At 69.3% G+C, this 25,687-nt stretch carries 20 protein-coding genes and 2 tRNA genes; 3 read left to right on the top strand and 19 right to left on the bottom strand.

The annotated features are described in order from the left end of the window. Positions 1–164: 164 nt before the first annotated feature. The gene (locus IE318_RS10180) at positions 165–1,037 is read right to left on the bottom strand and encodes a LysR family transcriptional regulator (protein ID WP_189898826.1); all 873 of its coding nucleotides are present in this window, start codon (positions 1,035–1,037) and stop codon (positions 165–167) included. A 91-nt stretch (positions 1,038–1,128) separates the two neighbouring features. Between IE318_RS10180 and IE318_RS10175 the strand changes: the two genes are divergently transcribed. Further along, complete coding sequence (locus IE318_RS10175) at positions 1,129–2,340, top strand: MFS transporter (protein WP_189898824.1); 1,212 nt, start codon at positions 1,129–1,131, stop codon at positions 2,338–2,340. Between the two features lie 320 nt (positions 2,341–2,660). Here the strand turns inward: IE318_RS10175 and IE318_RS10170 are convergent, their stop codons facing one another. The 12 genes from IE318_RS10170 to IE318_RS10115 all read right to left on the bottom strand — a co-directional run bounded on the left by IE318_RS10170 (position 2,661) and on the right by IE318_RS10115 (position 18,208). Beyond that, complete coding sequence (locus IE318_RS10170; RefSeq protein ID WP_189898822.1) at positions 2,661–4,622, bottom strand: TIGR03960 family B12-binding radical SAM protein; 1,962 nt, start codon at positions 4,620–4,622, stop codon at positions 2,661–2,663. A 37-nt stretch (positions 4,623–4,659) separates the two neighbouring features. Continuing rightward, positions 4,660–6,225: a CYTH and CHAD domain-containing protein gene (locus tag IE318_RS10165; protein ID WP_189898820.1), complete on the bottom strand. Its 1,566-nt coding sequence runs from the start codon at positions 6,223–6,225 to the stop codon at positions 4,660–4,662. A 79-nt stretch (positions 6,226–6,304) separates the two neighbouring features. Continuing rightward, on the bottom strand, positions 6,305–7,504 hold the full coding sequence (gene rodA / locus IE318_RS10160; protein ID WP_189898817.1) for a rod shape-determining protein RodA: 1,200 nt from the start codon (positions 7,502–7,504) through the stop codon (positions 6,305–6,307). After that, complete coding sequence (gene mrdA, locus IE318_RS10155; RefSeq protein WP_189898815.1) at positions 7,501–9,765, bottom strand: penicillin-binding protein 2; 2,265 nt, start codon at positions 9,763–9,765, stop codon at positions 7,501–7,503. The genes rodA and mrdA overlap by 4 nt, the downstream gene beginning before the upstream one ends. Positions 9,766–9,783: 18 nt before the next feature. Then, entirely contained in the window at positions 9,784–9,921 is a 138-nt protein-coding gene (locus tag IE318_RS10150) for a hypothetical protein (protein ID WP_159006932.1), read from the bottom strand. Beyond that, positions 9,918–10,595, bottom strand: coding sequence for a rod shape-determining protein MreD (gene mreD, locus IE318_RS10145; protein WP_030171338.1), 678 nt, complete (start codon positions 10,593–10,595; stop codon positions 9,918–9,920). Before mreD ends, IE318_RS10150 begins: the two co-directional genes overlap by 4 nt. Positions 10,596–10,610: 15 nt before the next feature. Beyond that, the gene (gene mreC / locus IE318_RS10140; RefSeq protein ID WP_189898812.1) at positions 10,611–11,594 is read right to left on the bottom strand and encodes a rod shape-determining protein MreC; all 984 of its coding nucleotides are present in this window, start codon (positions 11,592–11,594) and stop codon (positions 10,611–10,613) included. Positions 11,595–11,756: 162 nt separating this feature from the next. Further along, positions 11,757–12,776 carry a rod shape-determining protein gene (locus IE318_RS10135; protein WP_030171333.1) on the bottom strand — a complete coding sequence of 340 codons (1,020 nt, stop codon included), beginning with the start codon at positions 12,774–12,776 and terminating at the stop codon, positions 11,757–11,759. Between the two features lie 293 nt (positions 12,777–13,069). Further along, positions 13,070–13,483, bottom strand: coding sequence for a nucleoside-diphosphate kinase (ndk, locus tag IE318_RS10130; protein ID WP_189898810.1), 414 nt, complete (start codon positions 13,481–13,483; stop codon positions 13,070–13,072). 54 nt (positions 13,484–13,537) lie between these two features. Continuing rightward, on the bottom strand, positions 13,538–13,903 hold the full coding sequence (locus tag IE318_RS10125; RefSeq protein ID WP_030171327.1) for a DUF4233 domain-containing protein: 366 nt from the start codon (positions 13,901–13,903) through the stop codon (positions 13,538–13,540). 6 nt (positions 13,904–13,909) lie between these two features. Next, positions 13,910–15,451, bottom strand: a complete 1,542-nt coding sequence (folC, locus tag IE318_RS10120; RefSeq protein ID WP_189898807.1) for a bifunctional tetrahydrofolate synthase/dihydrofolate synthase — start codon at positions 15,449–15,451, stop codon at positions 13,910–13,912. Between the two features lie 132 nt (positions 15,452–15,583). Further along, complete coding sequence (locus IE318_RS10115; RefSeq protein ID WP_189898805.1) at positions 15,584–18,208, bottom strand: valine--tRNA ligase; 2,625 nt, start codon at positions 18,206–18,208, stop codon at positions 15,584–15,586. Positions 18,209–18,344: 136 nt separating this feature from the next. Here IE318_RS10115 and IE318_RS10110 point away from each other — a divergent pair, with 136 nt between their 5' ends. Continuing rightward, positions 18,345–19,325 (top strand): hypothetical protein, encoded by a 981-nt coding sequence (locus IE318_RS10110; RefSeq protein WP_189898796.1) that lies wholly within the window; start codon positions 18,345–18,347, stop codon positions 19,323–19,325. Positions 19,326–19,397: 72 nt separating this feature from the next. Here the strand turns inward: IE318_RS10110 and clpX are convergent, their stop codons facing one another. From clpX to IE318_RS10085, 5 genes are all read right to left on the bottom strand, one after another. Beyond that, positions 19,398–20,684, bottom strand: coding sequence for an ATP-dependent Clp protease ATP-binding subunit ClpX (gene clpX / locus IE318_RS10105; protein WP_030171317.1), 1,287 nt, complete (start codon positions 20,682–20,684; stop codon positions 19,398–19,400). Positions 20,685–20,854: 170 nt separating this feature from the next. After that, positions 20,855–21,535: an ATP-dependent Clp protease proteolytic subunit gene (locus IE318_RS10100; RefSeq protein ID WP_030171315.1), complete on the bottom strand. Its 681-nt coding sequence runs from the start codon at positions 21,533–21,535 to the stop codon at positions 20,855–20,857. A gap of 144 nt (positions 21,536–21,679) precedes the next feature. Beyond that, positions 21,680–22,285 carry an ATP-dependent Clp protease proteolytic subunit gene (locus IE318_RS10095; RefSeq protein WP_030171301.1) on the bottom strand — a complete coding sequence of 202 codons (606 nt, stop codon included), beginning with the start codon at positions 22,283–22,285 and terminating at the stop codon, positions 21,680–21,682. A gap of 294 nt (positions 22,286–22,579) precedes the next feature. Next, positions 22,580–23,965: a trigger factor gene (tig, locus tag IE318_RS10090; RefSeq protein WP_189898794.1), complete on the bottom strand. Its 1,386-nt coding sequence runs from the start codon at positions 23,963–23,965 to the stop codon at positions 22,580–22,582. Positions 23,966–24,245: 280 nt separating this feature from the next. Next, positions 24,246–24,322, bottom strand: a tRNA-Pro gene (locus IE318_RS10085). Positions 24,323–24,729: 407 nt separating this feature from the next. Between IE318_RS10085 and IE318_RS10080 the strand changes: the two genes are divergently transcribed. Then, a tRNA-Gly gene (locus tag IE318_RS10080) sits at positions 24,730–24,800 on the top strand. Positions 24,801–24,909: 109 nt separating this feature from the next. On the opposite strand, the gene IE318_RS10075 is transcribed toward IE318_RS10080, so the two are convergent. Beyond that, a complete protein-coding gene (locus IE318_RS10075; RefSeq protein ID WP_030171279.1) occupies positions 24,910–25,104 on the bottom strand; it encodes a hypothetical protein in 195 nt (64 codons plus the stop codon). Positions 25,105–25,687: the final 583 nt, after the last annotated feature.

Here is a 25,687-nt window from a genome sequence, read left to right as displayed (position 1 = left end):
GGGCCTACTTCTTGACCGTCAGCGGCAGCAGCTTCTTGCCGGTGGGGCCGACCTGGATGGACGTGTCGATGGCCGGGCGAAGCGACGACGACATCCGGGCGGGCCGTCGGATCGTCACGGCGCTCCTCCGCCCCCTGATGGGCTGAACACGCCGGGAACAGGGGTCAATAGGCCGCGAGCAACTGCTCGAGCAGAGCCGCGGTGGCTTCGCCGGTCGAGGTCCGCGTCACGACGTTGAACTCCCAGGTGATGCGCTCGTTCAGAGGGACGACTGCGATGTCTTCGCTTGGCGGGATCAGCAGTTCGGGAAGCAGCGCGATGCCGAGGCCGTTGGCGACGAAGACCGGGATCGAGCTGGTCTCGGTCGCCTCGATTGCGACGTCGCGCATCACCCCGCGTGCGGCGAGCTCGGCGTCGAGGACGTCCCGGTTGCCGAAACCGACAGGCGCGTCCACAAAGCGCTCGTTCGCGAGGTCCTTCAGCGCTAGTCCCGCGCGTGATGCGAGTTCGTGGTCGGCCGGGAGGACGACCGCGTAGGGCGTTGTGGCGAGCCGGTGCACGGCAAGGCCTGGGCCCGCGGTGGCCGCTGGGAGCCCGTACAAGCTGAGATCGAGCCGCCCCCGCCGCACGGCGTCGGCGAGCTCCGCCGAGCCGGACGAAGACGCGCGCAGTCGGAGGTCGACGAGCGGGTGTTCGCGGTGAAAGGCGCCGATGACACGCGGGATCGCGAGGTAGCTCACGCTGGAGAACACCCCGATGCGCAGTTCACCCCGCAATTCGCCTCGCGGGTCGGCTGCGGTGCGGGCGCGCGCCTCGGCGTCGGCGAGCGCGCGAAGCGCAGGCAGCACCGCCTCTCCGACGGCGGTGATCCGCACCCCTCGCTGGTCTCGCTCGAAGAGCGCAGTGCCGAGCTCTCGTTCCAGCGCCCGAACTCCGGCGGAGACGGTCGACTGCGCTGCGTAGACGCGTTGCGCGGCACGGGTGAAGCTCAGCTCGTCGGCGACCGCGATCGCGTACTCGATCAGTCGGGTTTCCATCTCTCTGTCTCCCGGCTCCATCGCTCACGTCGATAACTGTGACCAAGAGTATGCGTTGGACGCGATGACATGACGTGTCGAGCATGGAGAAATGACGACAACTGCTGCTCCGGCCCGGACTCCGGCCACCGAACGACTTCCGCATGGGGCGGGGTTCTGGATCATCGCGCTCGCCTTCAGCACCGAGCTCGCGTTCTGCGCCGTCCCGACGCCTCTCTACGCGATCTACCAGCAGCGCGACGGTTTCCCGACGATCGTCCTCACCATCATCTTCGCCGCATACGCGGTCGGGGTCATGCTGAGCCTGTATCTCGCGGGCCATGTCTCCGACTGGCTGGGACGCCGACGCGTGATCCTCGGCTCGCTGCTCATCAACCTGGTGGCCGCGATCCTCTTCCTCGTCTGGAACGACGTCGCCGGCCTGATCGTCGCCCGCTTCATCAGCGGACTCGGCATCGGCATCCTCACCGCCACGGCGACCGCGCACCTCTCCGAGCTCGGTGCAGCGGCCCACCACGTCAAAGGTCGCGTCGCCCTCGTGTCGACCTTCGCAAACCTTGGCGGCATCGGCCTCGGCCCTCTGATCGGCGGGCTCATCGCGACCTGGTCCACGCGACCGCTCATCACCCCCTACGTGACCTTCGTCATCCTCCTGGTCGTCGAAGGGATCCTGGTCGCCTTCGTTCCCGAGACGGTTGAGCGCCGTGAGGAGCGCCCTGCCTACCGCCCGCAGCGCGTCGCAGTACCGGCGGCGGGGAGGAGCGCGTTCTGGGCGGCCGGAGCGGCGGCGTTCGGGGCGTTCGCAGTGTTCGGCACCTTCATGGGACTGTCCTCGACCTTCCTCGTCGGTGTCCTCGGGCTGCATTCGCACCTGCTCGCCGGCCTGTCGCCATTCGTCGTTTTCATGGCGGCAGCCCTCGCGCAGATCCTCACCGCGCGGCTGGCGATGCGCCGTCAGATCGGGCTCGCCATCGCACTCGCCGCGCTCGGGCTCGTGAGCATCGGCGTTGCCGCCATCGTCGCCTCACTTCTGTTCTTCCTCATCGGCGGCGGAGTCGCGGGCGCAGGGATCGGCATCCTGTTCCGAGCCGCCCTCGGCACCGTCGCCGCAGTCGCGGATGCGGAGCGTCGAGGCGAGGCACTCGCCGGCATCTTCCTCATCGCCTACGCCGGCATGACCATCCCTCCGCTCCTCACCGCCGGCGCGCTCAAGGTCTGGCCCGCAGTCACCGTGCTCGTCGGCCTTGTCACCCTCGCCGCGGTCCTTGTCGCAATCTCCGGCTCCCGGATGCTTCGACGCTGAAACACCGGTGCAGGGAGCCATCCGTACCCGACCCACAGCCTGGTGAACCTTCGCGGTAACAGCACCAGCCTCCAAGCAGCACGGAGCCCCCTTCCTGACGGGGAAGGGGGCTCAACCGGCACACGTCAGCCGCTTAGATCCACTCCACCTCGGAGACGATCCGCGTGGCCTCTCCAGGAGCTGGCGGCGGCGTACGGAAATACGCCGACAGCGCCGGCGGGCGAGGGCGTGAGACGGCGAGCTCGGACGGCAACGCAACCACCTCGTCCTCGCTCGCCCCCGCCAGCGCCTCAGTCACCCGATCGGGTGCCTCGCCCACCTCAGTGCGCGTGACCACTCGAAGCCGGCGCCTGACCAGCGTTCTTGACCGTCAGCGGCAGCAGCTTCTTGCCGGTGGGGCCGACCTGGATGGACGTGTCCATGGCCGGGCACACGCCGCAGTCGAAGCAGGGCGTCCAGCGGCAGTCCTCGACCTCGGTCTCGTCGAGGGCGTCCTGCCAGTCCTCCCAGAGCCAGTCCTTGTCCAGGCCGGAGTCCAGGTGGTCCCAGGGCAGGACCTCCTCGTAGGAGCGCTCGCGGGTGGTGTACCAGTCGACGTCGACGCCGTAGGCGGCCAGCGCCTTGTCGGCGCACGCCATCCAGCGGTCGTAGGAGAAGTGCTCGCGCCAGCCGTCGAAGCGGCCGCCGTCCTCGTAGACCGCGCGGATGACCGCGCCGATGCGGCGGTCACCGCGCGAGAGCAGGCCCTCGACGATGCCGGGCTTGCCGTCGTGGTAGCGGAAGCCGATCGAGCGGCCGTACTTCTTGTCGCCGCGGATCTTGTCGCGGAGCTTCTCCAGACGGGCGTCCGTCTCCTCGGCGGAGAGCTGGGGCGCCCACTGGAACGGCGTGTGGGGCTTGGGGACGAAGCCGCCGATGGAGACCGTGCAGCGGATGTCGTTGGAGCCCGAGACCTCGCGGCCCTTCTGGATGACGTGCGTCGCCATGTCGGCGATCTGGAGGACGTCCTCGTCCGTCTCCGTCGGCAGGCCGCACATGAAGTACAGCTTCACCTGGCGCCAGCCGTTGCCGTACGCCGTGGCGACGGTGCGGATCAGGTCGTCCTCCGAGACCATCTTGTTGATGACCTTGCGGATGCGCTCCGAGCCGCCCTCCGGGGCGAAGGTCAGGCCCGAGCGGCGGCCGTTGCGGGTCAGCTCGTTGGCCAGGTCGATGTTGAAGGCGTCCACGCGGGTGGACGGGAGGGACAGGCCGATCTTGTCGTCCTCGTACCTGTCCGCCAGGCCCTTCGCGATGTCGCCGATCTCCGAGTGGTCCGCCGAGGACAGGGAGAGGAGGCCGACCTCCTCGAAGCCCGTCGCCTTCAGGCCCTTGTCGACCATCTCGCCGATGCCCGTGATGGAGCGCTCGCGCACCGGGCGGGTGATCATGCCGGCCTGGCAGAAGCGGCAGCCGCGGGTGCAGCCGCGGAAGATCTCCACCGACATGCGCTCGTGGACCGTCTCGGCGAGCGGCACCAGCGGCTGCTTGGGGTACGGCCACTCGTCCAGGTCCATCACCGTGTGCTTCGACACGCGCCACGGCACGCCGGACTTGTTGGGGACGACGCGCCCGATACGGCCGTCGGGCAGGTACTCGACGTCGTAGAAGCCGGGGACGTACACCCCGCCCGTCTTCGCCAGGCGGAAGAGGATCTCCTCCCGGCCGCCGGGGCGGCCCTCGGCCTTCCAGGCGCGGACGATCCCGGTGATCTCCAGCACCGCCTGCTCGCCGTCGCCGATGACCGCGCAGTCGATGAAGTCGGCGATCGGCTCCGGGTTGAAGGCCGCGTGGCCGCCGGCCACCACGATCGGGTCGTCCAGCGTGCGGTCCTTGGCCTCCAGGGGAATGCCCGCGAGGTCCAGCGCGGTGAGCATGTTGGTGTAGCCCAGCTCGGTGGAGAAGGACAGGCCGAACACGTCGAAGGCCTTCACCGGGCGGTGGGAGTCCACCGTGAACTGCGGGACGCCGTGCTCCCGCATCAGCGCCTCCAGGTCGGGCCACACGCTGTAGGTGCGCTCGGCGAGGACGCGGTCCTGTTCGTTGAGCACCTCGTACAGGATCTGCACGCCCTGGTTGGGCAGGCCGACCTCGTACGCGTCCGGGTACATGAGCGCCCAGCGGACGTCACAGCCGTCCCACGGCTTGACGGTGGAGTTGAGCTCGCCGCCCACGTACTGGATCGGCTTCTGCACATGCGGGAGCAGGGCCTCGAGCTGTGGGAAGACCGAGTCGACAGACATCGCGGGGATTACCTTCGTGAGCTGACTGGGGTGACCATCAAGCGTAACCCGGGCGCAGCGCTGTTCCATACGGCCGCAGGTCGGCCCACACCCGGGGCAGCTCCGCCTCCAGCTCGGCCGCGCGCCGCTCCTCCCGTCCGTACAGCACCCCGTAGGTGAACGAGCTCTCCCCCGCCCGCTGCGCCCGCGCGGCGAGTTCGCGCAGGGCCTCGCGGGTCATGACGCTGTCCTGATGGTCGCCGAGCAGGCTCTGGAGGGTCTTCGCGGCCCGCGCCACCCCGGTCGCCGCGTCGCCGAGGGCGGGCGCGGCGGCCTCGGCGGCGTACCGGACCCGTTTGGCCTGCTTGCGGGCCTGGTGCAGGGCGACGTCCCGGTCGGTGCCGGGCGGCAGGGCGAGGGCCTGTTCGAGCCGGGTGGTCAGCTTGGCGAAGTCCCTGCGCACGGCCCGGGTGAGCACCTCGGCCGGTTCTCCCGAGGCCGGCGGGCGCAGCGGCGGGTCGGCCAGCAGGGCGTCCAGCGCGTCGAGCAGCCGCAGGTGCCGCTCGCCGTCCAGGACGTCGAGGAGCCGGCGGCGGGAGCCGCCGCGGCGCTCCTCGGACCAGGAACGCAGCCGGGTGCGGACGGGGCCGGTGACCAGTTCGGCGGGCAGGGCGTCCAGGGCGGCGGTGAGGCGTTCGGTGAGGACCTCCTGGTCGCGGTCGAGACCGAGTTCGCCGCCGAGCCACTTCAGTTCCGCGCCGAGCGGGTCGGTGGCGGTGCGGTCCAGGACCTTGCCGTAGCTGCGCAGGGCGCCGCGCAGCCTGCGGGTGGTGACGCGCATGCGGTGCACGGAGTCCTCGACGTCCCGGCGTACGGCCGGGTCGAGGGCGACGAGGGCGTCCCGCTGGGCGCGCAGATGGGCCAGCACGTGGTCGCCTGCCGTGACGGGGGCGGGTTCGGCGGTCGTCCGGGGCCGGTCCGGCGGGGCGGTCTCGGCGAGGGCGCGGGCCAGTTTCGAGGGGGCCGCCGAGGGGCGCAGCCCGGCCTTGCGGAACTGTTTGTCCACCTTGTCCAGGAGTGGCTCCTCGCCTCCGTCGGCCAGCTCGACCTCGATCTCGGTCCAGCGGGCGGTGCCGCCGTCGCCGGTCAGCCGCTCGGCGTGTACGGCGTCCACGCTCACCTCGGCGAGCAGGGTGCCGCCGTCGTCGACGAGGTGGCGGACGGCGCGCTCGGAGCGGAGGCGGACCAGGGGCCGCAGCTCGCTGTCGCGGACGCGGGAGCGGACGAGCCCGGCGAGGTCGGGCGGCACGGCATCGGAGAGCGGGGCCTGGATCTCGTCGCGTACGCCGGGGGCGACCGGGAGCTTCAGGTGCCAGCCCGCGTCGGTGCCGCCGGTGCGCCGGCGCAGGGTGAGTCCGGCGGTGGAGAGGCGTTCGTCGGGGGTGTCGTAGTAGACGGCGTCCAGTACGGCGATGCCCCTGTCGACGACGGCCGCGACCGGGCCGACGCCCGTCAGGTCGGGCAGACCGCCCGCCTCCGGACCGTCCTGCCCTCGCGACCCGCCCGGCTCGTCCGGCCGCTTCGGCTCGTACTTCCGCTCGATCTCGCGCTTGGTGGCCGCCATGAACCGAATGTAGGCGCCCCGGGGCCCCGGGGCGCCCCCCGATGCGGCTCGGTCTTCGAAGGACTCCCCTTCGAAGGCCTCAGGCCGACATCGGCCGCTGCACCTGGATCGACTGGAGCAGGCCCACCGCCACCCAGACGGCGAACATCGACGAGCCGCCGTAGGAGACGAACGGCAGGGGCAGGCCGGTGACCGGCATGATGCCCAGGGTCATGCCGATGTTCTCGAAGGCCTGGAAGGCGAACCAGGCGACGATCCCGGCGGCGACGACGGTGCCGTACAGCTCGGTGGTCTCGCGGGCGATGCGGCAGGCCCGCCACAGCACGACCCCCAGGAGCAGGATGATCAGGCCCGCGCCGGCGAAGCCCAGTTCCTCGCCCGCCACCGTGAAGACGAAGTCGGTCTGCTGTTCCGGGACGAACTGCCCGGTGGTCTGGGAACCGTGGAAGAGGCCTGCGCCGGTCAGGCCGCCGGAGCCGATGGCGATCCGGGCCTGGTTGGTGTTGTAGCCGACGCCGGCCGGGTCGAGGCTGGGGTTGGCGAAGGCCGCGAACCGGTTGATCTGGTAGTCGTCCAGGATGTGCAGCTGCCAGATGGCGACGCAGCCGAGGGTGCCCGCGATGAGCAGGCCGAAGACCCACCGGTTGGAGGCGCCGGAGGCGAGCAGCACACCGAGGATGATGGTCACCAGGACCAGGACCGTGCCGAGGTCGGGCATGAGCAGCACGATCAGGATGGGTACGGCGGCCAGGCCCAGGGACTGCAGGACCGTGCGGTGGTCGGGGTACGTCCGGTCGCCGGCGTCGACCCGGGCCGCGAGCATCATGGCCATCCCGAGGATGATCGTGATCTTCACGAACTCCGAGGGCTGGAGGGAGAAGCCGCCGCCGAGGACGATCCAGTTGCGGCTGCCGTTGATGGTGGCGCCGAGCGGGGTGAGCACCAGCAGGATGCCGAAGACCGAGGCGCCGTAGAGGATCGGCACGGCGTTGCGCAGGGCGCGGTGGCCGAGCCAGACGGTGCCGACCATCAGGGCGAGCCCGATGCCGATGTTCATCAGCTGCCGGACCAGGAAGTAGTGCGGGTCGCCCTGGTTGATCTCGGTGCGGTTGCGGGTCGCGGAGAAGACCAGCGCGGTGCCGATCGCGGACAGCGCGAGCGCGGCCAGCAGCATCGGCCAGTCGAGCCGGCGGGCCACCGAGTCGCGCGCGAACAGGCGCGTCCAGCCGGCCCGCTGCGGTCCGTAACCGGAGACGGAGAAGTTGTTGGCGCCGGTCATGCGGTCCTCCCCCGGCCTCTCCTGCCGCGCGGGCGCCTGCGGGTGTTGCGGTTGTCCGTCGGGGACGGTGTGGTCGCGGGCGTCTGCTGGTCGTCCGGGGCGGTGGTGCCGCCCTGCTGGGCGACCTCCTTGGCGATCTTCTCCTGGTCCTTGGCCGGGTCGCCGGGGATCTTCGGGGCGGCGATGGTGCCGTCCGGCTGGATCTTCGGCAGGCTCTTCTCCGGGGTGGGCAGCAGGGCCTTCTTGTTGTCGATGGAGCCGTCGGCCTGGACGCCGTACATGGCGCTGTAGATGTTGCGCACCGCCTCACCCGAGGCGCCCGAGCCGGTACCGGCCTGGGAGATGGTCATGATGACCGAGTAGTCCTTGCTGTAGCTGGCGAGCCAGGACGTGGTCTGCTTGCCGTAGACCTCGGCCGTACCGGTCTTGGCGTGCAGCGGGATCTTGTTCTGCGGCCAGCCGTTGAACTTCCAGGCGGCGGTACCGCGGGTGGTGACGGCGGCGAGGGCCTCGTCCATCATGTCGCGGGTCGCCTTGGTGATCGGAAGCTTGCCGTGCGAGCGGGGCTTGATCTCGGAGACGTGCTTGCCGTCGGCGCTGACGATCGCCTTGCCGATGGTCGGGGTGTACATGGTGCCGCCGTTGGAGATGGCGCCGTAGATGACGGCCTCCTGGATCGGGGTGAGGAGGGTGTCGCCCTGCCCGATGGAGTAGTTGATCTCGTCACCCTCGCGCATCTTGTTGCCCTCGAGGCAGTTCTCGTAAAAGATCTTCTCGACGTAGGTGCCGTTCTTCTTGCCGGACTTGCACCAGGTGTCCTTGTTGGCCTTCCAGTAGTCCAGCTTCCACTGGCGGTCGGGGACGCGGCCGGTGACCTCGTTGGGCAGGTCGATGCCGGTCCTCTTGCCGAGGCCGAACTGGTGGGCGGTCTTGAAGAACCAGTCCTTGGGCTGGCCCTTCTTGGGGTTGATGCCGCCGTCCCTCTTCCACTCGCTGTCGGCGAGGCCGTAGAAGACGGTGTCGCAGGAGACCTCGAGGGCCTTGCCCAGGGAGATGGGGCCGAAGTTCTCGCCCTCGAAGTTCTTGAAGACCTGGCCGCCGACGGAGTAGGAGCTCGTGCAGGGGTAGTTGCCGTTGAAGTCGTAGCCGGCCTGGACCGCGGCGGCGGTGGAGACGACCTTGAAGGTCGAACCGGGCGCGGACTGCCCCTGGGTGGCGCGGTTGAGCAGCGGGTAGTCGGAGTTCTTGCCGGTGAGCGCCTTGTAGTCCTTGGCGGAGATGCCGCCGACCCAGACGTTCGGGTCGTACGTCGGTGCGGACGCCATGGCCACGATCCGGCCGGTCTTGGCCTCCATCACGACGACGGCGCCGGAGTCCGCCTTGTAGTTGGTGCCGGTGATCTTGTCGTACTGCTGGCGGGCGGCCTTCATCGCCTTGTCCAGCTCGTACTCGGCGACCCGCTGGACCCGGGCGTCGATGCTGGTGACCAGGTTCGAACCGGGCTCGGCGGCGTCGGACTTGGCCTTGCCGATGACCCGGCCGAGGTTGTCGACCTCGTAGCGGGTCACGCCGGCCTTGCCGCGCAGCGCCGGGTCGTACTGGCGCTCGAGGCCGGAGCGGCCGACCATGTCGGAGCGCAGATAGGGCGAGGCGGTGTCCTTGGCCTGCTGGACCTCATCGTCGGTGACCGGCGAGAGGTAGCCGAGCACCTGCGCGGTGTTGGACTTGCCGGGGCCGGGATAGCTGCGCACGGCCTCGGGTTCGGCGGTGATGCCGGGGAAGTCCTCGGAGCGCTCCCGGATCTGCAGGGCCTGCTTGGGGGTGGCCTCGTCGGTGATCGGGATGGGCTGGTACGGCGAACCGTTCCAGCAGGGCTGCGGGGTCTTGGCGTCGCACAGCCGGACCTTCTGCGTGACCTCCTGGGGCCTCATGCCGAGCACGCCGGCGAGCTTGGTGAGGACCGCCTTGCCGTCGTCCTTCTGCTTGAGCAGGTCGGTGCGGGAGGCGGAGACCACCAGGCGGGTCTCGTTGTCGGCGAGCGGCACACCGCGCGCGTCCAGGATCGAGCCGCGCACGGCGGGCTGGACGACCTGCTGGACGTGGTTGCCGGACGCCTCCTTCTGGTACTGGGCGCCTTCACGGATCTGCAGGTACCACAGCCGGCCGCCGAGGGTACCGAGCAGGGAGAGGACGAGGATCTGGATGACGACGAGCCGGGTCTGGACCCGGGGGGTCCTGCCGGTCTCGGGAATGTTGGTCACTGGTGCTGCCTCCCCCTCTCAGTGCGCGAACGAGCCGTGCCGGTATGCGTGGTTCTGGCGGGAGTCGTACTCGTGTGCGTCGCGCCGGTACGGCCGGTACGAGTCGTATCCCATGAAGCTGTGAACGCCGGAGGCGGTCAACTGCCGTTCTCTCACAGCCGCTTGACCCCCTTGATGCGGCCGACCCGGGTACTGCGGGAGCGGGCCTTGGTCTTCAGGCCGCCGAGCGTGCCGCGCTGGCCGCCGATGCGCAGCCCGGTGCCGGAGGAGAGCCAGCCGGAGGAGATGTCGGTCGCCTGTTTGGCGGCGGAGGTCTCGGAGAGCGGGTCGTGCTCCGAGCGCCGGGCCAGCGCCATGATGCCGGGGACGACGAACGGGGCGAGCAGCAGGTCGTAGACGGCGGCGCTGATCAGCAGGCCCGGCAGGCCGACGTGGCGGGCGGCGGTGTCGCCGACGAGGGCGCCGACACCGGCGTACAGCAGCGTCGAGCCGAGGGCGGCGGCGACCACCACGGCCATCGGGCCGGTGGCCGACTTGACCTGGCCGGTCTCGGGTTTGATGAGCCCGGCGAGATAGCCGATGACGCACAGCACCAGGGCGTAGCGGCCGGCGGCGTGGTCGGCGGGCGGGGCGAGGTCGGCGAGCAGTCCGGCGCCGAAGCCGACGAGGGCGCCGCCGACGTGCCCGTAGACCATGGCCAGGCCGAGGACGGTGAGCAGCAGCAGGTCGGGAACGGCGCCCGGCAGGTGCAGCCGGGACAGGACGCTCACCTGGATCACCAGGGCCACGACGACCAGCGCGGTGGAGAGCAGGATCCGGTTGAGGCGCATGGGGACTTCTCGCTCCTACGGCAGCTGGTCGTCGGTGGGCTGCGCGTCGCCGCTGGACTGCGCGTCGGGCCCGTCGGTGGCGTTCGCGTCGGCGGACGGGGTGACCGTCACCGTCACGGTGGGCGTCGGGGTCGGCTTGGGCTTGGGCGGCAGCACCTCGTCGCGCGGGTCCTTCTTCGGGCCCTGGACGACGACACCGACGACGTCGAGCTTGGTGAAGCCGACGTACGGCGTGACGTAGATGGTGCGGGTCAGGTCGCCGCCCGAGGGGTCGACGCGGGAGACGACGCCGACCGGGACGCCCGGCACGAAGGGCTTGTCGCCCTGGGAGCCGAAGGTCACCAGGCGGTCGCCCTTCTTCACCTCCGCCTTGCCGTTGAGGAGCTGCACGCGCAGCGGGCGGTCGCCCTGGCCGGAGGCGAAGCCGAGTTCGTCGCTGCCCTCCATCCGGGTGCCGACGGTGAAGTCGGGATCGTTGGCGAGCAGCACCGTGGAGGAGTCCGGGCCGACGGTGGTGACCCGGCCGACCAGCCCGTCGGCGTTGAGGACGGTCATGTCACGCTTGATGCCGTCGTTGGCGCCCGCGTCGATGGTGATGGTCCAGGAGAAGCCCTGCGCGGCTCCTATGGCGATGACCTGGGCGCCCTTGATGCCGTACTGGCCCTGGCCGGCCAGCTTCAGCATGCGGTTCAGCTGGTCCAGACGGCTGCGGTTGCGGTCGTCGCTGCCGAGCTTGGCCTTGAGAGCGGCGTTCTCCTTCTCCAGGGCGGCCAGCCGGTCGTGGCGCTCGCCGGAGTCACGGACCGCGGAGACGGCGTCGCCGACCGGGTTCACCGCACCCGACACGCCGTTCTCGATCGGGCCGAAGACGGCGGCGGCGGCCTGCCTGGCGCCGTCCACCGGGGAGTTCTCCCCACCGCGGATATCCACCGTGATCAGCGCGAACGCGACGGCGATCAGCAGCACCAGGAGCAGCCGGCTCTCTTTCGTGTCCCTCACGTGCGGCGGCCGTGCCCTTCCTCGTCGGAAATTGGGTGGCCCCCGGAAGCGCTGACCCTGAGCGCGGTCCCAAGGGGCCCATTTGTGGGAGCTTATGCCTCTATATCAACGATCCGCCGCACGAGAGGAGAACTGCTCGTACGGCGGAATCGAAGAGTTGTGTCATCTGCGCGGCTGGGCGTCCAGGACCTGCTGGAGCGCCTCGAACTCCTCGACACATTTGCCGGAGCCGAGCGCCACGCTGTCCAGCGGGTCCTCGGCGATGTGGATCGGCATGCCGGTCTCGTGGCGCAGCCGCTCGTCCAGGCCGCGCAGCAGCGCACCGCCGCCGGTCAGCACGATGCCCCGGTCCATGATGTCGCCGGACAGCTCCGGCGGACACTTGTCGAGGGTCGTCTTGACCGCGTCGACGATCGCGTTGACCGGTTCCTCGATCGCCTTGCGGACCTCGGCGGCCGAGATGACGACGGTCTTCGGCAGCCCGGAGACCAGGTCCCGGCCGCGGATCTCGGTGTGCTCGTCGGAGTCCAGGTCGTACGCCGAACCGATCGTGATCTTGATCTGCTCGGCAGTGCGCTCACCCAGCAGAAGGCTGTACTCCTTCTTGACGTGCTGGATGATCGCGTTGTCCAGTTCGTCGCCCGCGACGCGGATGGACTGGGCCGTGACGATGCCGCCGAGCGAGATGACCGCGACCTCCGTGGTACCGCCGCCGATGTCCACCACCATGTTGCCCGTGGCCTCGTGGACCGGCAGGCCGGAGCCGATGGCCGCGGCCATGGGCTCCTCGATGATGTGCACCTGGCGGGCGCCGGCCTGGGAGGAGGCCTCGATGACGGCGCGGCGCTCGACGCCGGTGATGCCGGAGGGCACGCAGACCACGACGCGCGGACGCGCCAGATAGCGGCGCTTGTGGATCTTCAGGATGAAGTAGCGCAGCATCCGCTCGGTGATCTCGAAGTCGGCGATGACGCCGTCCTTGAGAGGGCGCACGGCCACGATGTTCCCGGGCGTGCGCCCGATCATCTTCTTCGCCTCGGCGCCGACCGCGAGGATGCCACCGGTGTTCGTGTTGATCGCGACGACGGACGGCTCGTTGAGTACGATCCCGCGACCCCTGACGTACACCAGCGTGTTGGCGGTCCCGAGGTCGACAGCCATGTCACGGCCGATGAACGACATTGAGTTCCCCATCAGGATTCGTCTGGCCTTCCCTGGGTGCTTTGAGGGCATTTCAGGTACGGCGAGGTGGGTGCTGTGACGTGAAGGCTTCCATCGTAAACGCGCCTGCACGAACACTGCGCGAGGGTCTTCGCCATTGTCAGCAGATGGCGTACCGCCTCGCTTGTGGAGACGGCCCATCGGAGGCACGCGTTCCCCCGATCGGCAACGCATATGCCGCGAGGCGGCCGTTTTTCACGGCCGCCCAGGTCAGACACAGGTAAGGCCTGACGGTGCGTCAGAAGATACGGACGTCAGCCCCGGCCGGGAAAGAAGATCTTCACCTCGCGCTCGGCGGACTCCTCGGAGTCGGAGGCGTGGATCAGGTTCTCCCGGACGATCACGCCGTAGTCCCCGCGGATGGAGCCGGGAGCCGCGGCGATCGGGTCGGTCGGACCGGCCAGGGCACGCACGCCCTCGATCACCCGCTCACCCTCGACGATCATGGCCACGACCGGACCGGAGGACATGAACGCCACCAGCGGCTCGTAGAACGGCTTGCCCTTGTGCTCACCGTAGTGCTGCTCCAGCGTGTCGGTGTCCAGGGTGCGCAGCTCCAGCGCGGTGATCTCCCAGCCGGCCTTGCGCTCGATACGGCTGATGATCTCGCCGGTCAGGCCACGACGGACGGCGTCGGGCTTGAGGAGGACGAGGGTGCGCTGGGTCACGAGGGGGCTCCTTCTCCTACAGATGTGCGGTGAACGAAGAGTACAGGGCGCCGGTCACGCAGCGTCAGGGGAGGAGGGGCTCGCCTGCGCGGACCGCTCCGCGAATCTCGCCTTCGCCACGTCGATCTTCCGACCGAAATGCACCGACGCCCACCACAGCCCGGCGAACACCACGCCCAGGAAGTACATCGTCGGCACCACGACACCGGACGCGACCAGCGCGATCTGCAGCGCCCAGCCCAGCGCCACCCCGGCGGGCCGGGTCACCACACCGCACAGCAGCACACACAGCGCCATCGCTATGCCGCTGACCGTCCACACGCTCGCCATCGAAAGACCCGGGTCCTTCATCGCGACCAGCGCGGCGAACCCGATGACGAAGAACTCACCGATCAGCGTCGAGGAACACAGCGTACGCACGAGATGTCAGCCCTTCCCCAGAAGCAGCCGGGCCTCACCGACCGTGATCACGGAACCGGTGACGAGCACACCACCGCCGGCGAACTCGCCCTCCTCCTCGGCGAGCGTGATCGCCGCCTCCAGCGCGTCCGGCAACCGCGGCTCCACCTGGACCCGCTCCTCGCCGAACACCTCGACGGCGATCCCGGCCAACTCGTCGGCGTCCATCGCACGGTGGCTGGAGTTCTGGGTGACCACGACCTCCGCGAAGATCGGCTCGAAGGCCTCCAGCAGACCGCGGACGTTCTTGTCGCCGCTGGCCCCGACCACACCGATCAGCCGGCTGAAGTCGAACGCCTCTCGGACCGCCTCCGCGGTGACCTGGGCACCCGCCGGATTGTGCGCGGCGTCCAGCACGACGGTCGGCGAGCGCCGCACCACCTCGAGCCGGCCGGGCGAGGTGACGGACGCGAACGCCCTGCGGACCGTCTCGACGTCCAGCGGCTCCGCGCGCTGCGCGCCCACGCCGAAGAAGGCCTCCACGGCGGCGAGCGCCACGGCGGCGTTGTGCGCCTGGTGCGCGCCGTGCAGCGGCAGGTACACCTCCGGGTACTCGCCACCCAGGCCGCGCAGGGTCAGCATCTGCCCGCCCACGGCCACCTGCCGGGCGACGACACCGAACTCCAGGCCCTCCCGGGCCACGGTCGCGTCCACCTCCACGGCCTTCTTCAGCAGCACCTGCGCGGCGTCCACCGGCTGCTGCGCCATGATCACGGTGGCGCCCTGCTTGATGATGCCGGACTTCTCCCCGGCGATCTCGGCCGGAGTGCCGCCCAGCCGGTCGGTGTGGTCGAGCGCGATGGGGGTGACCACGGCGACATCGGCGTCGATCACATTGGTGGCGTCCCAGCTGCCGCCCATCCCCACCTCGACGACCGCGACGTCCACCGGAGCGTCCGCGAAGGCCGCGTAGGCCATGCCGGTCAGCACCTCGAAGAAGGACAGCCGGTACTCCTGGGAGGCGTCGACCATCTCCACGTACGGCTTGATGTCGTGGTACGTCTCGATGAACCGCTCGGCGGAGATCGGCGCGCCGTCCAGGCTGATCCGCTCGGTGATCGACTGCACGTGCGGCGAGGTGTACCGGCCGGTGCGCAGCTCGAAGGCGCCGAGCAGGGCCTCGATCATGCGGGCGGTGGAGGTCTTGCCGTTGGTGCCCGTGATGTGGATGGACGGGTACGACCGCTGCGGCTCGCCCAGCACGTCCATCAGCGCCGCGATCCTGGCGACCGAGGGCTCCAGCTTCGTCTCGCCCCAGCGGGTCGCCAGATCCGCCTCGACCTCGCGCAGCGCCTTGTCGACCTCGGGGTCCTCGGGACGAGCGGGCACCTCGACGCTCGGCGCACCGCCCTGGGTACGCAGGGTACGGCTGCCTGCCTCGATCACCGCGAGATCGGGGTCCCGGTCGCCCGCCGCGGAAGCGGCTGATGTCTCCGTGGCCGCGATGATCTCGTCGAAGGACTCGAAAGGATCAGACGGACCAGTGCTGTCTGGGGGGAGCTCACTCACGGGGCCAGTCTACGTACCCGGCTGCGCAGCCCGCGGACAGCCGTGCCGCCTCCGTAGCTGGGGGAACCCACCCACGACAACCGAAGGCCCCGGAGCCTGACCGACTCCGGGGCCTTCAGCAACGTACGAACCTCACGCCTGCGGCAACCGCTCCAGCTGCGCAGCGATCCGCGTGATGTCCTCCTCGGCCTTCGCCAGCCGCGTACGGATCTTCTCGACCACGTGATCAGGCGCCTTCGCGAGGAACGCCTCGTTCCCGAGCTTGCCCGTGGCCTGCGCCTTCTCCTTCTCCGCGGCGGCCAGGTCCTTCGCCAGCCGCTTCCGCTCCGCCGCCACGTCGATCGCCCCGGACAGGTCCAGCGCGACCTCGACCCCGGCGACCGGCAGCGTCGCCGTGGCGGTGAAGCCGTCACCCTCCGGCTGGAGCCGCAGCAGCTGACGGATGGCCGCCTCGTGCGGCGCGAGCGCCGTGCCCTCCAGGGCCAGCCGCGCCGGGACCCGCTGCCCCGGCTGCAACCCCTGGTCGGCCCGGAAGCGGCGCACCTCGGTGACGAGCGACTGCAGCGTCTCGATCTCGCGTTCGGCGTCCGCGTCGCGGAAACCACTGTCCTTCGGCCACTCGGCGATGACGATCGACTCGCCGCCGGTGAGCGTGGTCCACAGGGTCTCGGTGACGAACGGGACGACCGGGTGGAGCAGCTTGAGCGTGACGTCCAGGACCTCGCCGAGGACCCGCTTGCTGACCTCCGCCGGCTCGCCGCCCGCCTGGAAGACCGTCTTGGACAGCTCGACGTACCAGTCGAAGACCTCGTCCCACGCGAAGTGGAACAGCGCGTCGGACAGCTTGGCGAACTGGAAGTCGTCGTAGTAGGCGTCGACTTCGGCGACGACGGAGTTCAGCCGGGACAGGATCCAGCGGTCGGTCGACGACATCTTCGCCGGGTCCGGCAGCGGCCCGTCCACCGTCGCGCCGTTCATCAGCGCGAAGCGCGTGGCGTTCCAGATCTTGTTGGCGAAGTTGCGCGAGCCCTGGACCCAGTCCTCGCCGATCGGCACGTCGACGCCGGGGTTGGCGCCACGGGCCAGGGTGAACCGGAGCGCGTCGCTGCCGTACTTGTCCATCCAGTCCAGCGGGTTGACCGCGTTGCCGAAGGACTTCGACATCTTCTTGCCGAACTGGTCGCGGACCATGCCGTGCAGGGCGATGGTGTGGAACGGCGGGGTGCCGTCCATCGCGTACAGGCCGAACATCATCATCCGGGCGACCCAGAAGAAGAGGATGTCGTAGCCGGTGACCAGGACGGAGTTCGGGTAGAACTTCGCCAGCGACTCGGTCTGCTCCGGCCAGCCCAGCGTGGAGAACGGCCACAGACCGGAGGAGAACCAGGTGTCGAGGACGTCGGTGTCCTGGTGCCAGCCCTCACCGGTGGGCGCCTCGTCGTCGGGGCCGACGCAGACGACTTCACCGTTCGGGCCGTACCACACCGGAATCCGGTGGCCCCACCACAACTGCCGCGAGATGCACCAGTCGTGGAGGTTGTCGACCCAGTCGAAGTAGCGCTTCTCCATCTCCTGCGGATGGATCTTGACCTTGCCCTCGCGGACCGCGTCGCCGGCGGCCTTCGCCAGCGGGCCGACCTTGACCCACCACTGCATCGACAGGCGCGGCTCGATAGTGGTCTTGCAGCGCGAGCAGTGCCCGACGGAGTGGACGTAGGGCCGCTTCTCGGCGACGATCCGGCCCTCGGCGCGCAGCGCGGCGACGATGGCGGAGCGGGCCTCCAGGCGGTCCAGGCCCTGGAAGGGGCCGTGCGCGGTGATGACGGCGTGCTCGTCCATCACGGCGATGGACGGCAGGTCGTGCCGCTGGCCGATCTCGAAGTCGTTCGGGTCGTGGGCCGGGGTGACCTTGACGGCGCCCGTGCCGAACTCGGGGTCGACGTGCTCGTCGGCGACGACCGGGATGGAACGGTCGGTCAGCGGCAGCCTGATGAGCTTGCCGACCAGGTGCTTGTAGCGCTCGTCGTCGGGGTGAACGGCGACGGCGGTGTCACCGAGCATGGTCTCGGCACGCGTGGTGGCGACGACGATGGTGTCGTCCCCCTCGCCGTACTTCATCGAGACGAGCTCGCCGTCGTCGTCCTGGTACTCGACCTCGATGTCCGAGATGGCCGTCAGACAGCGCGGGCACCAGTTGATGATGCGCTCGGCTCGGTAGATCAGCTCGTCGTCGTAGAGGCGCTTGAAGATGGTCTGGACGGCCTGGGACAGGCCTTCGTCCATGGTGAACCGCTCACGCGACCAGGCGACGCCGTCACCTAGGCGCCGCATCTGCCCGCTGATCTGGCCACCGGACTCGGCCTTCCACTGCCAGACGCGCTCGACGAAGGCCTCACGGCCGAGGTCGTGCCGGGACTTGCCCTCCTTGCCGAGCTCGCGCTCGACGACGTTCTGCGTGGCGATGCCGGCGTGGTCCATGCCGGGCTGCCACAGCGTCTCGTGGCCCTGCATGCGCTTGCGGCGCGTGAGGGCGTCGATGAGGGTGTGCTCGAAGGCGTGCCCCAGGTGGAGGCTGCCGGTGACGTTCGGCGGCGGGATGACGACGGTGAACGGCGGCTTGTCGCTCTTCTCGTCCGCCTCGAAGTAACCGCGCTCTACCCAGCGCTCGTACAGCGGCCCCTCTACGTCGGCCGGCGCGTACTGGGTCGGCAGTTCGGTGTCGGGCGCTGGTGGCTGCTGCTGAGCGTTCTCGGTCACGGGGCCAGTTTAGAGGTGTCACGACGCCGTCCCGAACCGCATTTGTTCTGTAACGGTCCCCACCCCGGTGCCCTGCCTCCCGCACCCCTGCGCCAGGATGTCAGGAACACATAAGCACCTGGAGGGGAACCCAGTAATGAGCTACAACCAGCCGGGCCCGTACGGCGGGCAGCCCCAGCAGCCCGGACCGTACGGCCAGCCGGGCCCCTACGGCCAGCAGCCGCCGCAGGCGCCGCCCGCGCAGCCCGGCTACGGCTACCCTCAGCAGCCGTCGGCACCACAGCCGGGTTACGGCTACCCCCAGCAGCCCGCGCAGGGCGTCCCGCCGCAGCCGAACCCGTACGGCCAGCAGCCCCAGCCCCCGTACGGCCAGCAGCCCCCGCCCCCGTACGGCCAGCAGCCGCCCTACGGCGCCGTCCCGCAGCCCCCGGCCCCCGGCGGCGGCAAGAAGAAGACCGGTCTGATCATCGGCGCGGTGGCGGTCGTGGCCGCGATCGCGGTCGGCGCGTACTTCCTGATCGGCGGCGGCAGCGGCGGCTCGGTGGCCGACGACGGCCCGCACAAGCTGACGACTCCGGCGACGGTGCTCACCGAGTACAAGAAGACCAAGAGCGAGAGCGGCACCATGTCGAAGGACGACATGAAGGACGCCGAGAAGTGGGGCGTGCACAACCCCAAGGACGTCGGCGCGGCGTACCAGGCCGGGGACAAGAACAACCCGCTGGCCATGAAGCAGATCCAGTTCAACGGCGTCTACGGCACCATCGACGACCCCGAGAAGACGGTCGACGCGATGTTCGCCCACATGAAGGACGAGACCAAGAAGGGCGGCGACGACGATGACGTCACCCTGGTCGGCGACCCGAAGGCGTACTCGCCGTCCGACCTCGACGGCGCGGTCCTCAAGTGCCAGCAGGCCAAGATCGACAACTCCGGCGGCAGCACCGGGGAGCCGAAGTCGATGAACATGACGGTCTGCATCTGGGGCGACCACAGCACGCTCGGCATGATCATCCCGATGGACATGGCCGACATGCTGGCGGGCAAGTCCACCGACCCGGCGGGCGCCGCCGACACCACCGCCAAGTTCCGCAAGGAAGTCCGCGTGAAGGCCTGACGCCAGGCACCTACCGCGACGAAGGGGCCCCGGTCAGATGACCGGGGCCCCTTCGTCGTGTCGCTCGCGCGGTTACGCCGTCTTCTGCTCGCCCGTGCCGCGGCCGCGGGCGTCCCTCGGGATCAGGGTCGGGTTGACGTTGGAGTGGACGACGTCGGCGGTGATGACGACGCGGGCCACGTCCTTGCGGGACGGCACCTCGTACATCACCGACATGAGGACCTCCTCCATGATGGCGCGCAGGCCGCGGGCGCCGGTCTGGCGGAGGATGGCCTGGTCGGCGATGGCCTCCAGGGCCTCGCGCTCGAAGTCGAGTTCCACGCCGTCGAGTTCGAACAGGCGCTGGTACTGCTTCACCAGGGCGTTGCGCGGCTCGACCAGGATCTTCAGCAGGGCCTCGCGGTCGAGGTTGTGGACGCTGGTGATCACGGGGAGACGGCCGATGAACTCCGGAATCATGCCGAACTTGACCAGGTCCTCGGGCATGACGTCCTCGAACTGGTCCTTGGCCTCCAGCTCCCGCTTGGAGAGGATCGTCGCGCCGAAGCCGATGCCCTTGGCACCCGCCCGGCCCTCGATGATCTTCTCCAGGCCCGCGAACGCGCCGCCCACGATGAACAGGACGTTCGTCGTGTCGATCTGGATGAACTCCTGGTGCGGGTGCTTGCGGCCGCCCTGGGGCGGGACCGAGGCCGTGGTCCCTTCGAGGATCTTCAGCAGGGCCTGCTGGACGCCCTCGCCGGAGACGTCGCGGGTGATCGACGGGTTTTCGCTCTTACGGGCGACCTTGTCGATCTCGTCGATGTAGATGATCCCGGTCTCGGCCTTCTTGACGTCGTAGTCGGCCGCCTGGATCAGTTTGAGCAGGATGTTCTCGACGTCCTCGCCGACGTAGCCGGCCTCGGTCAGCGCCGTGGCGTCGGCGATGGCGAACGGGACGTTCAGCATCCGGGCCAGGGTCTGGGCCAGCAGGGTCTTGCCGGAGCCGGTGGGACCGAGCAGCAGGATGTTGGACTTGGCGAGCTCGATGGCGTCCTCGCGGCCCTGGCCGCCGCCGTTCTCCCCGGCCTGGACGCGCTTGTAGTGGTTGTACACCGCGACGGACAGGGCCTTCTTGGCGGCCTCCTGGCCGACGACGTAGCCGTCCAGGAACTCGTAGATCTCGCGGGGCTTGGGCAGTTCCTCCCAGCGCACCTCGCTGGTCTCCGCGAGCTCCTCCTCGATGATCTCGTTGCAGAGATCGATGCACTCGTCGCAGATGTACACACCGGGCCCTGCGATGAGCTTCTTGACCTGCTTCTGGCTCTTGCCGCAGAACGAGCACTTGAGCAGATCGCCGCCGTCACCGATGCGTGCCACGGTGTGCTTCCCCTTCGCCTGGGAGACGCCTGGACACCTTGCGGTCCAGCGGCTCCTGGTGCTGCCTTATGTCGACGGTACCTTGCCGGGCCCCCCGTTCGGGCCCCCCTTGGCACGGTTCACTTCGACGTGACCGTGCCAAGGAGCGACGGGCGGGTGTGGTGTCCGCGTCAGCGGACGGCCAAGTTGTTCATCTTCCGGGTGGAAATGATCTGGTCGATCAGCCCGTACGACAGCGCCTCCTCGGCCGTGAGGATCTTGTCGCGCTCGATGTCCTCGCGGATCTTCTCGATCGACTGGCTGGAGTGCTTGGCCAGCATCTCCTCCAGCTGCGAGCGCATCCGCAGGATCTCGTTGGCGGCGATCTCCAGGTCGGAGACCTGACCGCGGCCGGTCTCACTGTAAGGCTGGTGGATCAGCACGCGCGCGTTCGGCAGGGCCATACGCTTGCCCGGCGTACCCGCGGCCAGCAGCACCGCCGCGGCGGAGGCCGCCTGGCCCATGCACACCGTCTGGATGTCCGGCTTGACGAACTGCATCGTGTCGTAGATGGCCGTCAGCGCCGTGAAGGAGCCGCCGGGGCTGTTGATGTAGACCGAGATGTCCCGGTCGGGGTCCATCGACTCCAGGCACAGCAGCTGCGCCATCACGTCGTTGGCGGAGGCGTCGTCGATCTGGACGCCGAGGAAGATCACGCGCTCCTCGAAGAGCTTCGCGTACGGGTCGTACTCGCGGATGCCCTGGGAGGTGCGCTCCACGAAGCGCGGGATGACGTAGCGGGACTCGGCCGTGGGGCCGGTGTACTCGGCGCGCGTACGGTCGTAGAGGCCGCTGCCGGGGAAGTCGTTCACGATGTCTCCTGGAAAGGGGCTGTGCGGTCGGCTGAGGGGCTGGCTGGGCTGCACGGAGGTGTCCGGAGGTCCGGGGCCGGTCCGGGGCCGTGAAGGCCTTCAGGGCCTGTCACGGGTGGGAGCGGCGCCCTCCGAGGGAGCGGCTCAGGCCCCGGTGCCGCCGCCGCCCGGCATGCCGGCGGCGTGCGTGATGACGTCGTCGATGAGGCCGTACTCCTTGGCCTCGTGGGCGTCGAACCAGCGGTCGCGGTCCGAGTCACGGGTGATCTGCTCGACCGACTGGCCGGTGTGCTGGGAGGTGAGCTCGGCCATCCGCTTCTTGGTGTGCAGCAGCCGCTCGGCGTGGATCTTGATGTCCGAGGCCGAACCGGCCAGACCGGCGGACGGCTGGTGGATCAGGATCTCGGCGTTCGGCAGCGCGAAGCGCTTGCCGGGCGTGCCCGCGCTGAGCAGGAACTGGCCCATCGAGGCCGCCAGGCCCATGGCGATGGTCACCACGTCGTTCTTGATGTACTGCATGGTGTCGTAGATCGCCATGCCGGCCGTGATCGAGCCGCCGGGGCTGTTGATGTACAGGTAGATGTCCTTGTCCGGGTCGGCGGCAAGGAGCAGCAGCTGTGCGGTGATCTTGTTCGCGATGTCGTCGTCGACCGGCTGGCCGAGGAAGATGATCCGCTCGTTGAGCAGCCGGTTGTAGACCTGGTCGCCGAGGCCACCACCGATGGAAGGCTCGCCGGCGGCGGAGGGCATCAGATTCGTCACGTATCCACCTGCTCGTCTTACGACGGCGCCGGGCCGTCTCACGTGTTCTGCCGGGGCGTGGGGCCGTCCGGCCGTTTTCGGGGACTCCCCTGCCCTCGTATTCATGGACCCTAACGCGCGGCTCCCTTCGGGGAATCCCGGTAACGGGAGTGTTCGCCGGGGGCGTAGCGCCGGGCCTTCGGTCAGCGGTGGCCGGTCACGACAACGGGCCCTGGGGAGCAGTTCCCCAGGGCCCATCGTACGTACGGCGTCGCGGACGACGCGCGCGGATCAGGTCGCGGATCAGGCCTCGGCCTTGTCCTCGCCGTCACCCTCGGCCTCGGCCTCGACGGTCTCGGCGGCCTCGGCGGCCTCGTCCTCGTCCTCCAGGTCGACGATCTCGCCGTTGGTGTCCTTCACGGTCGCGGCCTCGACGACGACGGCCAGGGCCTTGCCGCGGGCGACCTCGCCGACCAGCAGCGGAACCTGGTTCTGCTGCACGACGGCCTGCGCGAACTGGTCGGGGGACATGCCGGAGGAGGCGGCGCGCCGCATGAGGTGCTCGGTGAGCTCCTCCTGGTTGACGTTGAGCTTCTCCTTGTTGACCAGCTCGTCGAGCACGAACTGGGTCTTGATGCCCTTGACCGCGGCCTCGCGGGTCTCCTCGTCGAACTCCTCGGCGGTCTTGCCCTGGAGCTCCAGGTACTTGTCGAGGGTGAGGCCCATCTGCGCGAGCTGGTGGTGCTCGAGGTTGTGCTTACGGGTGTTGATCTCGTCCTCGAGCAGCTTCTCGGGGACGGGCACCTCGACCAGCTCCAGCAGCTTGTCCAGGACGCGCTCCTGGGCCTGCGTGGCCTGGTCGTACTGCTTCATGTTCTCCAGGCGCTTGCGGCTGTCGGCCTTCAGCTCCTCGAGGGTGTCGAACTCGGAGGCGAGCTGAGCGAAGTCGTCGTCCAGCTCGGGCAGTTCGCGGGCGGCGACCTGGGTGACCTTGACGGTGACCTCGGACTCGCGGCCGGCCGCGGAGCCGCCCTTGAGCTCGGAGGTGAAGGTGGCCTCGCCACCGGCCTCCAGGCCCTTCACGGCGTCGTCGATGCCGTCCAGCAGCTCGCCGGAGCCGATGGTGTAGGAGACGCCGTTGGCGACGCCGTCCTCGAGGACCTCGCCGTCGACCTTGGCCTCCAGGTCGATGGTGACGACGTCGCCGTCCTCGGCGGCGCGCTCGACCGGGGAGGTGGAGGCGAAGCGCTCGCGCAGCTGCTCGACGGCCTTCTCCACGTCCTCGTCGGTCACCTCGACGGCGTCCACCTCGACCTCGATGCCGGAGTAGTCCGGGATCTCGATGGTCGGGCGGATGTCGACCTCGGCGGTGAAGTTCAGCGTCTCGCCGTCCTTCAGCTCGGTGATGTCGACCTCGGGCTGGCCCAGGGGGTTCAGCTCGGCCTCGTTGACCGCGTCGGTGTAGAACCGCGGAAGCGCGTCGTTGACGGCCTCCTCCAGGACCGCACCGCGGCCGAACCGCTGGTCGATGACCCGGGCCGGGATCTTGCCCTTGCGGAAGCCCTTCACCGTGACCTGCTGGTTGATCTTCTTGTACGCCGCGTCGAGGCTGTCCTTGAGCTCCTCGAAGGGCACCTCGACAGTGAGCCGAACCCGGGTCGGGTTCAGGGTCTCCACGGCGCTCTTCACGGTTCGGTCTCCTTGTGGCTGACTTCTCGGGTTTCGCCGGAGCCGTAAAGGCGGTCCGGCGGATTCGCCGCCCGGAGGAGTTCGTAGGCCCAGAGGCCGGACACACGGGCGCGCAGCTTGCATAGTAACCGCAGCGGGTCGGCGTCCCAAAAGGCGATCACGGGGCGATCGCGCAGGGGAACACGGTGGGGACCGCGAGTGGTTCCCGTGGATCACGCGCTCGCCGGACGAGGGCGCCGACCTGTGGTGATCCCCGTCGGCGGTGGTCCCGGTCGGCGGGTGGTCGGGGTGGCGGGATTTGAACCCACGGCCTTCCGCTCCCAAAGCGGACGCGCTACCAAGCTGCGCCACACCCCGTCTGGTGCGACACGTAGGGTACATGCCCGCAGCCAGTACGACCGCCGCATTTACCACCCGCCTCGCCGCCCCCGCCCTCAGCCCGGCCCCTCCCCCGCCCCGACACGCCGACCCCACCCCTTCGGCCGAAACCCGCACCCGCGCGTACCGCGCGCAACGAGGGAGTCTCCGGTGCCCTGGGGGACGCCAGTGGCTCAGGGGTCATGGGTGGCCCACTGACGGCCGGACGGGGCAGTGCCCCGCGGACAGGGAGCGGCACGAGGTTTCGGCCGGGCGCGGCGGGGGTGCTCAAGGTCGCGAACCGGCTCCGCGGGGGTGCGGGAGGGGAAGGAATGTGCATGGGTGGGGGGCGACCCGCTACGATGCCTGGTGTGCCGCGGTCGGTCGACCTGCGGCGCGCCTTGTGTGCGGGCGTAGCTCAATGGTAGAGCCCCAGTCTTCCAAACTGGCTACGCGGGTTCGATTCCCGTCGCCCGCTCTGCGTGGCTCAGGGCCAGGTCGGAGGATGGATTCTCCGCCTGGCCCTTGGTCGTGTCCGGGGCGCTCCGTCGGGTCCGGGTCCGGCGCGGGCCGGGGGGACGCCTCGGTCAGAAGTTGATCGAGTTGATCGTGTCCGCTATCGAGTTCAGGAAGCGATTGATCGACGGGGCCATACCGGTGGACGCGAGGAAGAAGCCGAAGAGCACGGCGACGATGGCCGGCCCGGCCTTGATCGACCCGCCTCTGAGCAACACCACCAGGATGATCGCCAACAGCAGCACCACTGACAGTGAAATGGCCACACTGATCACACCCTCGGTCGGTCCGCTCTCCCGGCCCGGAGGCGCCATCCCCGCACCCCCGCTGGAACCATCGTGCCACCAACACGGCTCACGTATGCGACGCCTGACGCATCATCGGCCAGGTCCGTGTCACGGATCCCAGGGACCCCACGGCGGGCACCCTTCTCCCGCCGCGCGCCGTACGGCAATTCGACCCTCCCCGTCGCCGCACTTCCGTCCGGAATTCAGTGACTTCGTTTCCATGCCCACACATCGTGTTCGCAAGTGATTCGAATATCACTGGAGGATGTGGTCTTCATGGCGCAACTCGTCATGAAGAATCCGGACATTGAGGTCACGTTCGGGGTCGCGAACAGCGCGTGCGATGTGTCTGTCATCACCCCCGCGGTCACACAAACATCGTCAAATCCCGGGTAGGCGCGGCGAATAGTCAGCATTTCCAGTCATGGGGTTCCCAGTAATCCCACGGACAACGCTAGGGTGCCTCAGATGTTCCACTCCGCCTCGTCTCCCGGACAGAACAGAACACCGCTCCCCCCGGCCCAGTCGCCGGCACCCGCAGGTGTGCCGGGCCCCGGCCGGT

Source organism: Streptomyces spiralis (assembly GCF_014654675.1).
GTDB lineage: Bacteria > Actinomycetota > Actinomycetes > Streptomycetales > Streptomycetaceae > Streptomyces > Streptomyces spiralis.
Note: the sequence above shows the minus strand (reverse complement) of the source record. Positions and strands in the feature narration are given on the sequence as shown.

Excerpts from the sequence above, each read along its gene's own strand:
- IE318_RS10180 (WP_189898826.1), bottom strand. The coding sequence starts at position 1,037 with ATGGAAACCCGACTGATCGAGTACGCGATCGCGGTCGCCGACGAGCTG.
- IE318_RS10175 (WP_189898824.1), top strand. The coding sequence starts at position 1,129 with ATGACGACAACTGCTGCTCCGGCCCGGACTCCGGCCACCGAACGACTT.
- IE318_RS10170 (WP_189898822.1), bottom strand. The coding sequence starts at position 4,622 with ATGTCTGTCGACTCGGTCTTCCCACAGCTCGAGGCCCTGCTCCCGCAT.
- IE318_RS10165 (WP_189898820.1), bottom strand. The coding sequence starts at position 6,225 with ATGGCGGCCACCAAGCGCGAGATCGAGCGGAAGTACGAGCCGAAGCGG.
- rodA (WP_189898817.1), bottom strand. The coding sequence starts at position 7,504 with ATGACCGGCGCCAACAACTTCTCCGTCTCCGGTTACGGACCGCAGCGG.
- mreD (WP_030171338.1), bottom strand. The coding sequence starts at position 10,595 with ATGCGCCTCAACCGGATCCTGCTCTCCACCGCGCTGGTCGTCGTGGCC.
- IE318_RS10135 (WP_030171333.1), bottom strand. The coding sequence starts at position 12,776 with ATGTCGTTCATCGGCCGTGACATGGCTGTCGACCTCGGGACCGCCAAC.
- IE318_RS10110 (WP_189898796.1), top strand. The coding sequence starts at position 18,345 with ATGAGCTACAACCAGCCGGGCCCGTACGGCGGGCAGCCCCAGCAGCCC.
- IE318_RS10095 (WP_030171301.1), bottom strand. The coding sequence starts at position 22,285 with ATGCCCTCCGCCGCCGGCGAGCCTTCCATCGGTGGTGGCCTCGGCGAC.